Source organism: Stenotrophomonas sp. STM01 (assembly GCF_014852135.1).
Taxonomy (GTDB): Bacteria; Pseudomonadota; Gammaproteobacteria; order Xanthomonadales; family Xanthomonadaceae; genus Stenotrophomonas; species Stenotrophomonas capsici.
Window position 1 is genome coordinate 449,351 of the sequence record NZ_JACVBA010000001.1, and the last position, 14,243, is coordinate 463,593.

Below are 14,243 nucleotides of genomic sequence, written 5' to 3' on the forward strand. Positions count from 1 at the left end.
TTGATCGGCGAGGTGATTCCGGCGATTACCAGCCAGCTTGCGAACGCGACGCTCTCCCAGCTGAGCTACAACCCCGTGCGGCGCCCTAGGTTCTACGCGCTGCTTGCGCGCTCCCCAAGGGGCGCATCCATGATCCCAGTCGCCCAGTCCAACCCATGGCGCCAAGCCCACCACGCTTGCCTGACGACGCACGTGTCTCTGCCTCGGGGCGTCGCCCGCACCATCGCTCAATGAACAACCGGGCCGTGCAACTCCACCACCAAGGCACGGCCATCGCGGTTCGATGAAAATCCGGGCGGCGGCCCGATGGAGGGATCGGGCCGCCGCCCATCGGAGTGACGGGCTACCCAGCAACATCACTCCGGCTGCAGCCTGCCAGCCCGGGAGTGAAGCACATGTCGGCGGCAGCTTACGGCGACAAGTCAGTCGCGCGTCGCGCGCCGGTAGTCCAGTGGCGGGGTGTCCCGCTCCAGCAACGGCAGGTACTGGAACCCGCTACCACGTCGCATATCGAATTCCTCGCGGGCCTTGCGCACGGTCTCCGGTGACTGCAGCAGTTGCACGGCCGCCAGCGCCATCACCTTGGCCGCATTCAACGCGCCCTTGTCACCAATGGACATGCCCGACGCGGCCACTGCCTGCCAGCTATGCGCCGGCGTGCCGGGCACCCAGGTCGCGGTGCTCAACCCGGCCGTGGGAACATTCCAGCTCACGTCACCGACGTCGGTGGAGGCACTACCGGCCAGGTCGGCGCGGTAGGGCTGCAACTGCTCCGCGGTTTCCAGTGAAGGTTTCTTCTCCAGCGTCTGCTGCAGTTGCTGGGCGAACCGCTGTTCGGCCGCGTCGTAATGGACGCCACCCACCTGCTGCAGCGCGGCCTGCATCACCTGCCCCAGCGTGTCGTTGGGCAGCAGCGAGAACACGCCGCCGGTCTGCTCGAAACTCACCGTAGTGCCGGTACCCATCGCCGCGCCCTCGGCGGCCTTGCGCAGGCGCGCGATCACATCGCGTACTACCGCCGGATCGGTGTGGCGCACGTAGTAATAGGCTTCGGCCGCGTCCGGCACCACGTTGGGGGCCGCGCCACCGTTGCTGATCACGTAGTGAATGCGCGTGCGGTCCGGCACGTGCTCGCGCATCAGGTTGGCCATGTAGTTGAACGCTTCCACGCCGTCCAGCGCGGAGCGACCGCGCTCCGGCGCGATGGCGGCATGCGCGGCAATGCCACTGAAACGGAACTTGCCGCTGATGTTGGCCAAGGTGGTGCCCTGCGCGGCGGAGTTGTCGGCCGACGGGTGCCAATGCAGCACCACATCGACGTCATCGAACAGGCCGGCCTTGGTCATGTAGACCTTGCCCGACCCGCCCTCCTCCGCCGGCGTGCCATACAGCCGCACTTCGCCGTCGCGCCCGGTGGCATCCAGCCACTGCGCGATGGCGCGTGCCGCGCCCACCGACGCCGCACCGAACAGGTTGTGCCCGCAGGCCTGGCCCGCGTCCTGGCCGGCAATGGCGCTGCGCACTGGCTCGGCGGCCTGGGCCATGCCGGGTAAGGCATCCATTTCAGCCAACAGTGCAATCACCGGACCCTTGCCGCGCGTACCGTAGGACGCCACGAACGCGGTGGGCATGCCGGCGACACCCGCCTTGACCTGGAAACCGGCCTCGCGCAGCTCCTGTTGCAACAATGCCGACGAGGCGGTCTCCAGATACCCCAGCTCCGGCTGCTGCCACAATGCATGCCCCACGTCGGCCTGGCGCTTGGCGTAGGCATCGAGCGTGGCTAGGACATCCGGCGTAACCGCCCAGGCCGCAGGTGCGGGCAGCAGGCTGCACAACAGGGCGACACGCAACAGGGAACGCTTCATCGGCAGGCACCGCCGCATCAGTAGAAAGTCACGTTGTCGATCTCGAACCAGACCTTGCTGCCCGGAGCACCACCGGCGGAGAACACCAGTTGCTGCAGGTCGTCCCCTTTCCACTGCGCGATGGGTGCAGTGGCCCGATAAGGTGGCTGGCCCTGCAGGGCACTGAATGGCACCTCGACCGTGCGCCATTGCGATTGGGCCTGCAACGGCGCGATGAAGCGACGGTTGCCCAGCGCCCGCACCTCCAGGCGAAGTTCCGGTGACGAGCCGCGCAACTCGAAGCGCACGCCGTGATAGGCACGCGCGTCCACCGGCGCCACCGAGCCGCGACTCAGCGGCAGGATCACCGCGGCGAACGCCGTGTCCTTGCTGGACAGCTTGGCCTGCGTGGCCAGCGCATTGCCGCCGGTCTCGCGCGCCACCACTTCGGTGACCTGCACGGTACGGTCGTTGCCGCCATCGGCCTCGTCCACGCGCAGGGTATCCAACGCGGTACGGCCGTCGGCGCGCTCGAAGTCATCGACCAGTGCCGCCACCGGCTGCGCCGGCAATGCCAACGCCCGGTTGCCGGCCGGCAAAACGCTCCCCTTACCGTGCACCTGGCGCCCGGCGACGTAGACCTGCTCGGTATTGCGGATGTCGCTGATGCGTTGCCACGGCTGGCCCTTGACCAGCAACAGGTCTGCGCGTTTGCCGACCTCGAGGGTGCCACGATCGGCCACGCCCAGTGCCCGGGCGCTCCGGGCGGTGCCGGCCAGCAGCGCCTCGGCCGGCGTCAGGCCGGCATCCACCAGCAACTCCAGTTCACGCAGCGTGGAGACACCATGCGGCGTGCCGGTCATGCCGGCATCGGTCCCCACCACCACCGGGATGCCGGCGTCATGCAAAGTCTTGACGTTGTGCAGGGCATTGGCGAAGTTCTGCTCACGCTGGCGCAGCACGTCCGGCTTGGCACCGGTACGGCCGCTGCCATCCACCCGCTCCGGCAGGTACACCGCCAGCGACGGCGCATAGGCGGTGCCATGCGTGCGCATCAGTTCGATCAGTTCCTGGTCGACCGGGCCGTCCTGCACGCTATGCGCGATCACGTCCACGCCGGCGCGTGCGGCGCTCTTACCGCGCTTGACCATCACCGTATGGGTGAACACCTTCAGGCCATTCTTGTGCGCCTCGTCGACCAGCGCAGCGAGGGTTTCCTCGTCCATGCTGCTGTTGTCGGCGGCATTGGAGTAGCGCCAGCCGTCGGTGAAGGCCTTGATGAAATCGGGCTTGTAAGCGGCCACCGCGCGGACACCGGCGCGCGCGGACTCGGGTGAATTGACCCAGCGCGTGGTGTTCTCGTCGCCCCAGTCGGCACCGTGTCCCAGCGGCGTGCTCATGCGCGCGGCGAACTTCACGTCCGGCGCGGCGATCGAGGACAGCCACTGCCGGCGCGGTGCATACGCCTCCGGCGGTTCGTGGAAATCACTGACCGTGGTCACGCCCGCGGCCATGTACAGGTTGGCCACCTGCGGCAGCTCCGACGGCACCGCGTTCGGCGTCCAGTGCGTGTGCAGGTCGAACAGCCCCGGCAACAACGCCTGACCACGCGCATTGACCGTGCGTGCCCCCTTGGGCGCCTGCAGCGCGTCGCCGATGGCGGCAATCCGCCCGTCCTCGACCAGCACGCTGGCCGGATACGCGGCCCGGCCGGTGCCGTCGAACACCATCGCGTCGCGGATCAGCAACGCCTGCGTCTCACTGGCCATGGCCACCACGGTCGCCTGGCCACTGCCCAGCAGCAACGCGGTCGCCAGCGCCAGCAGGCGGGCGCGTCGTTTCTCGTTATGCATGCTCAACCCCATTTCATTGCATTGACCGCGCCATGTGCGGCGCGGCGTCCGGCGAACGCAGGCGGACCTCGTTGCCCTGTTGTTCCACCACCAATCCCAGGCTCAGCGCCACGCTGCGCGCGAAGCCCAGTGGGTCACTGGCCGAGTACAGGCCGACGATGCGGCGGCTGCCCACCAGCGGGTCGTCGATGACGATGCGGGTGTCGCTGTAGCGCAGGAACTGCGCCGCCGCCACCGACAGCGTGTCGCCGTTGAACGACAACATGCCCTCGCGCCAGGCCAGCTGCTGCTGCAGGTCGTCACTGGGCACCGGTTCGATGCGGATGCCATGGCTGCGGTTGGCCAGCGCGCGGTAGTTGGCCACCAGCCGCGTCGGCGCGACCACGCCCTGCACGTCGGTGACATCGACAATGCCTTCGCGCACCAGCACCTCCACCCCGCCGCTGCGGCGTTCGGTAAGGCTGACCGCGAAGCTGGTCCCCACCGCGGTCACGTCGGTCTCCTCGGCACGCACCACGAACGGACGCCCGGGGTTCTTGGCCACGTCGAACAACGCCTCGCCCTGCAGCAGGCGGATGTCGCGGCGGGTATCGCTGTAGCTCACCCGCACCTGTGAATCCGAATCCAGTGTGATCGCCGAGCCGTCCTGCAGCGGCACCCGCAGGATTTCGCCCTTGCGCGTGGAGTAGTACTCGGCACCGTCGTCCTGGCGTTGCACGCCGATGGCCAGCACGCTGACCACCGCGACCAACCCCACCGCCCAGCGCAGCATCCGCCGCGCCGGCCTGGCCGGCACGTTCGCGGTGAAGGCGCGGTCCATCGCACCGGCCGACAATGCCCGCGCACGGTCGGTGCGCGCCAGCACCGCCTGTGCCCGCGCATAGGCGCCGAAATGGCGCGCGTCGGCCTCCAGCCAGGCATCAAGGCTGGCCGTCTCCTCTGCCGTCAGCGGCGCGCGGTCTTCCCGCGCCACCCATGCTGCGGCGATGTCATCAATCCCGTTAACGTCTGCGCGCATGCCATGTTTCTCCTGCGGCGGGCTGGTCCGTGCCCGTCTCCGTCCTGTCGCCGTCGCGCTTCATTGCATCCATCAATAGCCGAATGCCTTTGCAGATGTGTTTCTCCACCGTGTTCTCGCTGATCTGCATCCGCTGCGCGATCTCGCGCTGCGAATAGCCTTCCACCCGGCGCAGTACGAACGCCTCGCGGCATTTGGCCGGCAGGCTGTCGATCAACGCGCCGATCCGCGCCAGCTCCTGCCGCGAGGAGGCGGTGCGCTCGGGGCTGGCTTCCTCGGGCAATACCGCCACCCGGTCGATCTCGGCCACCGCTTCGATCGACACCACCTGCGCACGCCGCAGCTGCTGCAACACCACCGATTGCGCCACCGTGTAGACGTACGCGCGCGGCTGGCGCACGTGCGTCACATCGGCCATCGCCGCCAGGATCGCGTATGTCTCCTGGATCACGTCGTCCACGTCCTGGCGCACCGACAACCGTCGCTGCAGCCAGTCACGCAGGCCGGGCTCGTGCGGCAACACGTGCTCGGCCAACCACAAGGCACGCTGTCTTGCCTGCGCTGCGCTCATTGCTTCTCCAGCGGGACGCCCGGCCACTGCCGGACGCCCGCACCTGCCACGACGGCCTTCATCAGAACGCCTTGCTGACGTTGACGTACCAGTAGCGCGGATACGCCTGGTACACCGCCGAGGAATAGCCGTAGGTGTCATCGGACACCGGCGGGCGCTTGTTGGCCAGGTTGTTGGCACCGACCTTCACCGCCAATCCGTTGAGCCAGCCTTCGCGCTCGAACTCGTACTTGACGAAGGCATTGGCCAACGTCTGCGACTTCACCGTCCACGGGGTGCCGTCGGCCAGGGTCAGGCCATTCTCCACGTAGGAGCTGGAGTAACGCGCGGTGGCACCCACCGACAGCTGCTGGTAACGCCAGGTCAGCGTGCCGGCCCACTTCCATTCCGGGTTGCCGCCGTTGCCGATCAGGTCGCCACCGCCGGTGATGCGGATCGACGGGTCGACCAGGCCGGTGGCCTTGGCGTCTTCCAGCGCCTGCAGCGCCGGCGAACGCTGGCGGTAGAACTCGATCAGGTGGGTGCCGGTGACCGACAGGTCGAAACGACCGATGCGGGTTTCCGGTGAGTTCCAGCTGAAGTTGTAGTCCACGCCACGCAGGGTCTGCGGTTCCAGGTTGACGTATTGGTCGGTGACGTACAGCACCTTGCCCGCGGCAGCCAGGCCGGTACCGGCGAAGCGCGCGATGTCGTCGGCGGTCGGGTCGGCACGCACCACGGCGGCGTTGCTGCCGCCCTGCTGGCGCAGGATGTAGTCCAGGATCAGTGCGTTGCCTTCGCCGAACAGGCCGATGATGCCTTCCTGCTCGTACTTGTAGTAGTCCACCGCGAAGGTGAAGCGGCCGTAGTCCTCCGGGATGAAGCGCGGCTGGAACACGATGCCCGCACTGGTGTTGGTGGAGGTTTCCGGCTTGAGGTCCGGGTTGCCCGAGCGGCGTGCGGTGGTGGAATAGGTGTAGCCGCCGCAGCCGTTGATCGATGCCTGCGCGCCGGTGCGCACGTCGGCCTCGCACTGGATGTAGTCGGTGCGGTTGTTCGAACGGCTCACCACCGTGGCATTGATCTGCTCCAGGTTCGGGGCGCGGAAGCCCTTGGCCCAGGAGCCGCGCAGGGTCAGCCCGTCGAACATCTGCCAGCCCAGCGCCAGCTTGGGCTTGGCGACGTTGCCGAAGTCGTTGTAACGCTCGGCGCGGCCGGCAACCTGCAGGTCCAGCGAACGCACCAGCGGCACGTTCATCTCCGGCGACACCAGCGGCACCGACAGCTCGGCGAACAGGCCGGCCACGGTACGCGAGCCGTAGGTGTCCGGGGTCGGGCTGACACCGTACATGTCGCTCGGGTAGGCAACGCCGGTGATCATGTCGGTGAAGGTCACCGAGCCATCGACGCGCGCGTCGCGGTCATCGCGCTGGGTTTCGTGACGGATCTCGAAACCGGCAGCCATGCCGACATCCCCGGCCCAGGTCTTGAACAGGTCCGGGCGCGAGACCTTGAAGTCCCACAGGAACAGCTCGGTCTGGCTCTGCCGCTTGGCCTTGTAGAAGAACTGGTCCAGCTTGTCCCAGTCGTTGCAGCCACCACAGAACGGGTTGTAGGCCGAGGCGGTCGGGTTGGCCAGCGCCTGCTGGAACAGCGACATGCTCACCGCGTCCTGGGTGTCCTTGACCTTGGCCTTGGAGTACAGCGCCGCGCTTTCCCAGTCAAAGCCGTAATGGAAGCCACGCAGGCCGGCCAGCGCGCGCACCTGGGTGTTGTTGACCTCGATGCGGGTCGGCCGCTCGAAGCGGTAGCTGGTGATCGTCACCGGCACGCCATCCGGGCCGATGTTCAACCCCTGCAGGCGGTTCGGGTTGAGCGAGCCATCGGGCAGGTACATCGCCCCGAACGGGTTCCAGTAGTTGCTGGCGGCCACGGTCATCGGCAAGGCGGTGATGGTGTTCACGCCGCTCTGCAGGCTGTAGGCACGCGAGTCGTACAGGCCGGCTTCGCTGAAGAACGAAATGCCGTTCTCGAAATCATGCTTGCCGGTGACGAACAGATTCAGCCGGCGCACGTCCGGGGTGATCGACAGCGGGTACTGCGACTGCTGGTTGTCGCGCAGGTTGGCATCGGCGCCGGAGGTCGCCTTGCTGCCGGACTGCACGCAAAGCCCGTCGCCGATGGTCGCCGCACAGCCGCTGTTGGCGGTCGGCTGCACGTGGAAGGCACCGGCCGCCGTGGTCAACCAGGTGCCATTGCGCGAGATGCGCGGGCCGCTGGCGGTGAAGTTGCCCCACGGACTGTTGGTATTGCGGTTGTCCACCCCGGCCAGGCCTTCGAACGGCGTGCCAGCGAAGTCATCGGCCCGGTTGCCGTTCCTGGTCCAGCCCTGGTCCAGTGAGTTCAGGCCGGTGGTGTTGTAGTAGTTGAAGGCGATGGTGATGTTGGAGCGCAGGTCCTCGGAGTTCTTGCCCCACATGCCGTTGACGCCGACATCACTCAGGTTCGTGCCTTCGCCGAAGCCCTTCTGCACGCTGATGGTGCCGCCGTCCATGTCGTCGCGCAGCACGTTGTTGACCACACCGGCCACCGCGTCGGTGCCGTAGATGGCGGCCGCGCCGTCCAGCAGCACTTCCACCCGGCGCAGGTTGGACACCGGCACCGCGTTGGCGTTGTAGGTCAGCACCGGTACCAGGTTGCCGTCGGCCTGGCTCATCGGGTGCACCACGGTGCGGCGGCCGTTGATCAGCAGCAGCGTGTTGCCCACGCCCAGGCCGCGCAGGTTGACCGAGGCGATGTCACCACGCGCGTAGTTGGAACTGTTGCCGCCATTGGTACCGCTGAAGGAGACATCACCCATCTGCGGGATCGAGCGGTACAGGTCGTCACCGGAGACCGCGCCGGTGGCCTCGATCTGTTCGGTCTGCAGCGTGGCCACCGGCAGGATGGCGGCCGACTTGCTGCCCTTGATCTGGCTGCCGACCACGGTGATCTGGTCCAGCGTGTTCACGTTCGCATTGGATTGCGCCGGCTCGGCTTCGGCGGCGACCGGCTCGACCTGGCTCGACTGCGCCATCGACATCGCGCCCAAGCCCCCCAGCGACGCCAGCATCGGCGTGGCCGCGCGCAGGGTGATCGTGCGGCCATCATCGGAGGCCACGGTCAATCCCGTACCGTCGAGCAGGCGGTTCAAGGCCTGCCGGGTATCCATCTGCCCCTTCAGTTCCCCCACCGCGATGCGCCCCTGTTTGCCTGAATGGGCCGGGGCGATGATCTGGATGCCGGCCTGGCGGGCGAATTCGGGCAGTACGTCCTCGATGTTGCCGGCATCGATATCGAATTGCGGTGGCGCGGCGAACGCCGGGGAAGCGGCACACAGCACCGCCAGAGTCAGACCGCCGCGAATTGCGCTGGCCAGCGGCAACAACTTGAATGAACGCATGGATGAACCCCCAGAAAGTGACGCGGAAGACGGCAGCCGTCAGGCCCCTGCATGTGTTGATGCACCAGGAGCCGGGTTCCGCCATCCCCCGCCGCGATTGTCGCCCGTGTTTGCCACCCCATGCCCTGCGCACGCTGCCATACGCCGTAGTATCCTTCGGGACATCTTTAGGACTGGAGGACCGCGCGGCATGCGTTTTCGCCCTACATACGCCCTGATCACCGTGGCCGCGCTGGCGCTTGCCGCCTGCAGCGGCGGCCCGGTCAAGCGCGTTTCCGAACCTGCCGCCAGCATCCAGCAGCTTACCGTCGGCAACGACGGCAACTGGGACGTCGAGCTGCGCCTGCGCAACTACAGCTCCATGCCGATGCGCTTTGACGCGGTGTCGCTGGCGATGAAGGTCGGCGATGAAGCCGCCGGCACGCTCAGCACGCAACCGGGCGTATCGATCGGCCCGGAGTCGGCCGATGTGGTCAAGGTCCGCCTGCAACCGTCTTCGGCGGCACGCATCGTCGTGGCCGATTCGCTGGCCGGCGGCCGCTCCCTGTTCTATGAACTGGAAGGCACCATCAGCGCCACCCCGGAAGAAAAGAAACAGCGCAGCTTCGACATCAAATCGCGCAACAGCCTCAACCAGGCACCGGGTCTGCCCGGCGTCCTGCGTTGACCCCCACCCGCTTCCTGCATCGTTCGAGACCGTTCTGATGAGCAACTACAAAGCCCCTGTTACCGATCTTCGCTTCGCCCTGCACGACGTGCTCAAGGCCGAATCCCTGTTCGCCGCGATGGGCCTGGAAGACGCCAGCGCCGACGTCATCGACGCCGTGCTGGAGGAAGCCGGCCGCTTCAGCGCCAGCGTGCTGGCCCCGCTCAACGCGGTCGGCGACCAGACCGGCTGCAAGCTGGACAAGGCCACCGGCGAGGTCACCACCGCCCCCGGCTTCAAGGAGGCCTACGCACAGTTCGTCGAGGGTGGCTGGACCGGCCTGACCGCGGCAGCGGAGTTCGGCGGCCAGGGCATGCCGGAGACCCTGGGCATGGCATTGAGCGAAATGGTGTCCTCGGCCAACCTGGCGTGGAGCCTGTTCCCGATGCTGTCGCACGGCGCGGTCGAAGCCCTCAAGCATTACGGCGAGGACTGGCAGAAGGAAGCCTTCCTCAAGCCGCTGGTGGCCGGCCACTGGACCGGCACCATGTGCCTGACCGAACCGCACGCCGGCACCGACCTGGGCCTGCTCAAGACCCGCGCCGAGCCCAATGCCGACGGCAGCTACTCGATCACCGGCACCAAGATCTTCATCACCGCCGGCGAGCACGACCTGAGCGAGAACATCGTTCACCTGGTGCTGGCCAAGCTGCCCGACGCCCCTCCGGGCCCGAAGGGTATCTCGCTGTTCGTCACCCCCAAGTACAAGGTCGACCGCGACGGCAACAAGGGCGAGCGCAACGCCCTGCGCTGCGGCGCGCTGGAGCACAAGATGGGCATCCACGGCTCGTCCACCTGCGTGATGAACTTCGACGGCGCCCAGGGCTACCTGGTCGGCCAGCCGCACAAGGGCCTGCAGGCGATGTTCGTGATGATGAACTCCGCCCGCCTCGGCGTCGGCGTGCAGGGCCTGGCGCAGTCCGAGCGCGCCTACCAGGGCGCGCTGGCCTATGCCCGTGAGCGCCTGCAGTCGCGTGCGCCCAAGGGCCCGCTGCTGGCCGACAAGCCGGCCGACCCCATCATCGCCCAGCCCGACGTGCGCCGCATGCTGCTCACCACCAAGGCGCTGACCGAAGGTGGCCGCCTGCTCGCCGCCCACGCCTACACCCAGCTCGACGCCGCCCAGAACGGCAGCGACGACAAGGCACGTGCCGACGCCGACACGCTGGTCAGCTTCCTCACCCCGATCGTCAAGGCCTGCCTGACCGAGTGGAGCATCGAAGCCACCTACAACGGCCAGCAGGTGTTCGGTGGCCACGGCTACATCGCCGAGCACGGCATGGAGCAGTACGCCCGCGACGCCCGCATCACCACGCTGTATGAAGGCACCACCGGCATCCAGGCGCTGGACCTGATCGGCCGCAAGACCGCCGTTTCGCAGGGCGCCGGCCTGAAGCTGTTCCTGGCCGAGGTCGAGCAGTTCATCGCCGACAACGCCAACAACCCGGCCGTGGCCGAGTTCCTGCCGGTACTGGGCGCCAAGGCCAAGGAATGGGGCAAGCTGACCGCCAGCGTGCTGCAGCGCGCCGCCACCAACCCGGAAGAACTGGGCGCGGCCAGCTGGGACTACCTGTTCTACAGCGGCTACGTCGCCCTGGCCTACTGGTGGGCCCGTGCCGTCGCCGCCGCCCAGGTTTCGGGCCACACCGACAGCTTCAAGCAGGCCAAGCTGGAAACCGCGCGTTTCTATTACGCCCGCGTCCTGCCGCGCACCCTGACCCATGCCGCCAGCATGGAAGCCGGCGCCGACCCGTTGATGGCGATGGATTCGGCACGCTTCGGCGACTAAACCCAACGCCCCGACAAACCAAAGCCACTCTCCCGCAAGCGGGAGGGGTTGGGGAGAGGGCCACTTCTATCGCAGCAAGCCCAAAGCCCCTCTCCCGTACGCGGGAGAGGGGTTGGGGTAAGGGCCGCTACTATCGCAGCAAGCCCAAAGCCCCGACAAACCAAAGCCCCTCTCCCGCATGCGGGAGAGGGGTTGGGGTGAGGGCCGCTTCTATCGCAGTTTGAAGAAGCACACGCCCCGGAACCGCCCCGTCTTTACACAAACTGTCACGCTTCGTGTATAAGCTGTTTTCCCGATGGAGACAGACACTACACCGCGTAGTCTGATCGATACCGGAGCCGACCTTTCCGCTCCGACAGCCGGGTTTTCACTTCCCCCCTCCTTCCACCGCCTCGGTACCGTGCGATTGCTGTCGCTCGATGCACACGGACGCGTGCTGGACTGGATCACCTGGCAGGACGCCGCCTGCCTCTACGCCCGCGACGCGGTGGCCTGGACGCTCGGCGACCCCTGCCTGCACGTGCACGGGGCGACCAACCGCGACAGTGGCCAGCGCAGCGGCCTGGACCTGCACCCGATCATCGCCTCGCGCGGCCATGCCCGCTCGCGCGCCATCGACCCGACGCCGAACCTGACCAACCCGGCGCTGTTCGCGCGCGATGCGCACCTGTGCCTGTACTGCGGCCAGCAGTTCAGCCGCCCGCAACTCACCCGCGACCACGTGCTGCCAGTCTCCAAGGGGGGGCTGGACACCTGGGAGAACGTCGTCACCGCCTGCTTCCACTGCAATTCGCGCAAGAGCAACCGCACCCCGCAGCAGGCGAACATGCCGTTGCTGGCCGTGCCCTACCGGCCCAGCTGGATCGAACACCTGATCCTGTCCAACCGCAACATCCTGGCCGACCAGATGGCCTTCCTGAAGGCGCAGCTGCCCAAGAAGGCCCTGCAGCGCAGCGCCTGAACCACTCCGGACACCGCATTCGGTATCGACAGTCTGAACAGGTACTTCAGATTGCTGGCAAACCTCGTCATTTCACGCTCACAATTGTTGCGGTTTGCTTGCCCCACCCCCTTTTGGCGGCGAAAATACCGTTTCGATTGAAACGCCACGAAAATGATCGACTCTGCCTCCTATCCGCGCCTGTCGCGCATCCAGACTCCCGATGACCTGCGCAGGTTCGACGAAAGCGAACTGGTCGCGGTCGCCGAAGAACTGCGTGCCTACCTGATCGAGTCGGTAGGCAAGAGCGGGGGGCATTTCGCGGCCGGCCTGGGCGTGATCGAACTGACCGTCGCCCTGCATTACCTGTTCAACACGCCGGTGGACCAGCTGGTGTGGGACGTGGGCCACCAGACCTACCCGCACAAGATCCTCACCGGCCGCCGCGACACCATCCACACGGTCAAGCAGAAGGACGGCGTGGCGCCGTTCCCCAAGCGCGAGGAAAGCGAGTACGACACCTTCGGCGTCGGCCACTCCTCCACCTCCATCTCCGCCGCGCTGGGCATGGCCATCGCGCGCCAGCGCCAGGGCGACACCCGCAAGGCCGTGGCCGTGATCGGCGATGGCGCGATGACCGCCGGCATGGCCTTCGAGGCGCTGGCGCACGCCGGCGGCATGGATGACGAGCCGAACGTGCTGGTCATCCTCAACGACAACAACATGTCCATCTCCGAAGCGGTGGGGGGGCTGACCAAGATGCTCGGCCGCGCCACCGCCAGCCGCACGCTCAACGCACTGCGCGAAGGGGGCAAGAAGATCCTCGGCGACAAGCGCAACAGCCCGCCGGCGCGCTTCGTCAAGCGCTGGGAGGAACAGTGGAAGGGCATGTTCGTGCCGTCCACCGCCTTCGAGCAGATGGGCTTCCACTACACCGGCCCGATCGACGGCCACGACCTGCCGTTGCTGCTGTCCACCCTGGCCCGCCTGAAGGACGCCAAGGGACCGCAGCTGCTGCACATCATGACCACCAAGGGCAAGGGCTACGAGCCGGCCGAGGACGACCAGATCGGCTACCACGCCGTCGGCCCGTTCGACCCCAGCAAGGGCCTGCCCGCCAAGGGCGCGCCGAAGAAGCCGACCTACACCGACATCTTCAGCGACTGGCTGTGTGATGCCGCCGCCGCCGAACCGCTGTTGATGGGCATCACCCCGGCGATGCGCGAAGGCTCTGGCTTGGTGCGCTTCAGCAAGGAGTACCCGGAGCGCTACTTCGACGTGGCCATCGCCGAGCAGCACGCGGTCACGCTGGCCGCCGGCATGGCGACCCAGGGCGCCAAGCCGGTCGTTGCCATCTACTCCACCTTCCTGCAGCGCGCCTACGACCAGCTGGTCCATGACGTCGCCATCCAGGACCTGGACGTGCTGTTCGCCATCGACCGTGCCGGCGTGGTCGGCCCCGACGGTGCCACGCATGCCGGCAACCTCGACCTGAGCTTCATGCGCTGCGTGCCGAACATGCTGATCATGGCCCCGGGCGACGAAGCCGAATGCCGGCAGATGCTCAGCACCGGCCTGCAGTACAAGGGCCCGGCTGCGGTGCGCTACCCGCGCGGCACCGGCCCCGGCGCCGCCATCGGCAACGACCTGTCGACGCTGGAGATCGGCAAGGCGCAGTTGCGCCACGCCGGCAGCCGCATCGCCCTGCTCGCCTTCGGCGCTACCGTGCCGGCCGCCGAACAGGTCGGCCGCGAGCTGGGCCTGTCCGTGGTCAACATGCGCTTCATCAAGCCGCTGGACAAGGCGATGCTGCTGGAACTGGCCCGCACCCACGACGGCTTCGTCACCATCGAGGACAACGTGGTCGCCGGCGGCGCCGGCTCGGGTGTCTCCGAGCTGCTCAATGCCGAAGCAGTGACGATGCCGATGCTGCACCTGGGCCTGCCCGACGGCTACCAGCACCACGCCAGCCGCGAAGACCTGCTGGCCGAAGCCGGCATTGATGCCAGCGGCATCCGTGCCGCCCTGCTCAAGCGCTGGCCCAAGCTGAATGACACTGCCGCGCCACTCAGCGCGGCGAGCTGAAAAAAATGCCCCG

At 67.3% G+C, this 14,243-nt stretch carries 9 protein-coding genes; 4 read left to right on the forward strand and 5 right to left on the reverse strand.

The genetic code is table 11. From position 1 onward, the window contains the following. Positions 1–422 precede the first annotated feature (422 nt). The 5 genes from IB227_RS01985 to IB227_RS02005 form a co-directional block, all read right to left on the reverse strand. On the reverse strand, positions 423–1,868 hold the full coding sequence (locus IB227_RS01985) for an amidohydrolase (protein ID WP_192286106.1): 1,446 nt from the start codon (positions 1,866–1,868) through the stop codon (positions 423–425). 17 nt (positions 1,869–1,885) lie between these two features. Beyond that, positions 1,886–3,700 carry an amidohydrolase family protein gene (locus IB227_RS01990; RefSeq protein ID WP_192286107.1) on the reverse strand — a complete coding sequence of 605 codons (1,815 nt, stop codon included), beginning with the start codon at positions 3,698–3,700 and terminating at the stop codon, positions 1,886–1,888. Positions 3,701–3,713: 13 nt separating this feature from the next. Next, the gene (locus tag IB227_RS01995; protein ID WP_192286108.1) at positions 3,714–4,718 is read right to left on the reverse strand and encodes a FecR domain-containing protein; all 1,005 of its coding nucleotides are present in this window, start codon (positions 4,716–4,718) and stop codon (positions 3,714–3,716) included. Then, entirely contained in the window at positions 4,702–5,289 is a 588-nt protein-coding gene (locus IB227_RS02000; RefSeq protein ID WP_192286109.1) for an RNA polymerase sigma factor, read from the reverse strand. The genes IB227_RS01995 and IB227_RS02000 overlap by 17 nt, the downstream gene beginning before the upstream one ends. A gap of 61 nt (positions 5,290–5,350) precedes the next feature. Next, the gene (locus IB227_RS02005) at positions 5,351–8,710 is read right to left on the reverse strand and encodes a TonB-dependent receptor (protein ID WP_192286110.1); all 3,360 of its coding nucleotides are present in this window, start codon (positions 8,708–8,710) and stop codon (positions 5,351–5,353) included. Positions 8,711–8,900: 190 nt separating this feature from the next. Between IB227_RS02005 and IB227_RS02010 the strand changes: the two genes are divergently transcribed. From IB227_RS02010 to dxs, 4 genes are all read left to right on the forward strand, one after another. Then, positions 8,901–9,377 (forward strand): LEA type 2 family protein, encoded by a 477-nt coding sequence (locus IB227_RS02010; protein WP_192286111.1) that lies wholly within the window; start codon positions 8,901–8,903, stop codon positions 9,375–9,377. 37 nt (positions 9,378–9,414) lie between these two features. Beyond that, positions 9,415–11,205, forward strand: coding sequence for an acyl-CoA dehydrogenase C-terminal domain-containing protein (locus IB227_RS02015; RefSeq protein WP_192286112.1), 1,791 nt, complete (start codon positions 9,415–9,417; stop codon positions 11,203–11,205). Between the two features lie 295 nt (positions 11,206–11,500). After that, positions 11,501–12,166 (forward strand): HNH endonuclease, encoded by a 666-nt coding sequence (locus tag IB227_RS02020; protein WP_132862956.1) that lies wholly within the window; start codon positions 11,501–11,503, stop codon positions 12,164–12,166. Positions 12,167–12,319: 153 nt separating this feature from the next. After that, entirely contained in the window at positions 12,320–14,230 is a 1,911-nt protein-coding gene (gene dxs / locus IB227_RS02025; RefSeq protein ID WP_192286113.1) for a 1-deoxy-D-xylulose-5-phosphate synthase, read from the forward strand. Positions 14,231–14,243: the final 13 nt, after the last annotated feature.

Coding starts and splice junctions, on each gene's coding strand:
- IB227_RS01985 (WP_192286106.1), bottom strand. CDS start 1,868: ATGAAGCGTTCCCTGTTGCGTGTCGCCCTGTTGTGCAGCCTGCTGCCC.
- IB227_RS01990 (WP_192286107.1), bottom strand. CDS start 3,700: ATGCATAACGAGAAACGACGCGCCCGCCTGCTGGCGCTGGCGACCGCG.
- IB227_RS01995 (WP_192286108.1), bottom strand. CDS start 4,718: ATGCGCGCAGACGTTAACGGGATTGATGACATCGCCGCAGCATGGGTG.
- IB227_RS02000 (WP_192286109.1), bottom strand. CDS start 5,289: ATGAGCGCAGCGCAGGCAAGACAGCGTGCCTTGTGGTTGGCCGAGCAC.
- IB227_RS02005 (WP_192286110.1), bottom strand. CDS start 8,710: ATGCGTTCATTCAAGTTGTTGCCGCTGGCCAGCGCAATTCGCGGCGGT.
- IB227_RS02010 (WP_192286111.1), top strand. CDS start 8,901: ATGCGTTTTCGCCCTACATACGCCCTGATCACCGTGGCCGCGCTGGCG.
- IB227_RS02015 (WP_192286112.1), top strand. CDS start 9,415: ATGAGCAACTACAAAGCCCCTGTTACCGATCTTCGCTTCGCCCTGCAC.
- IB227_RS02020 (WP_132862956.1), top strand. CDS start 11,501: ATGGAGACAGACACTACACCGCGTAGTCTGATCGATACCGGAGCCGAC.
- dxs (WP_192286113.1), top strand. CDS start 12,320: ATGATCGACTCTGCCTCCTATCCGCGCCTGTCGCGCATCCAGACTCCC.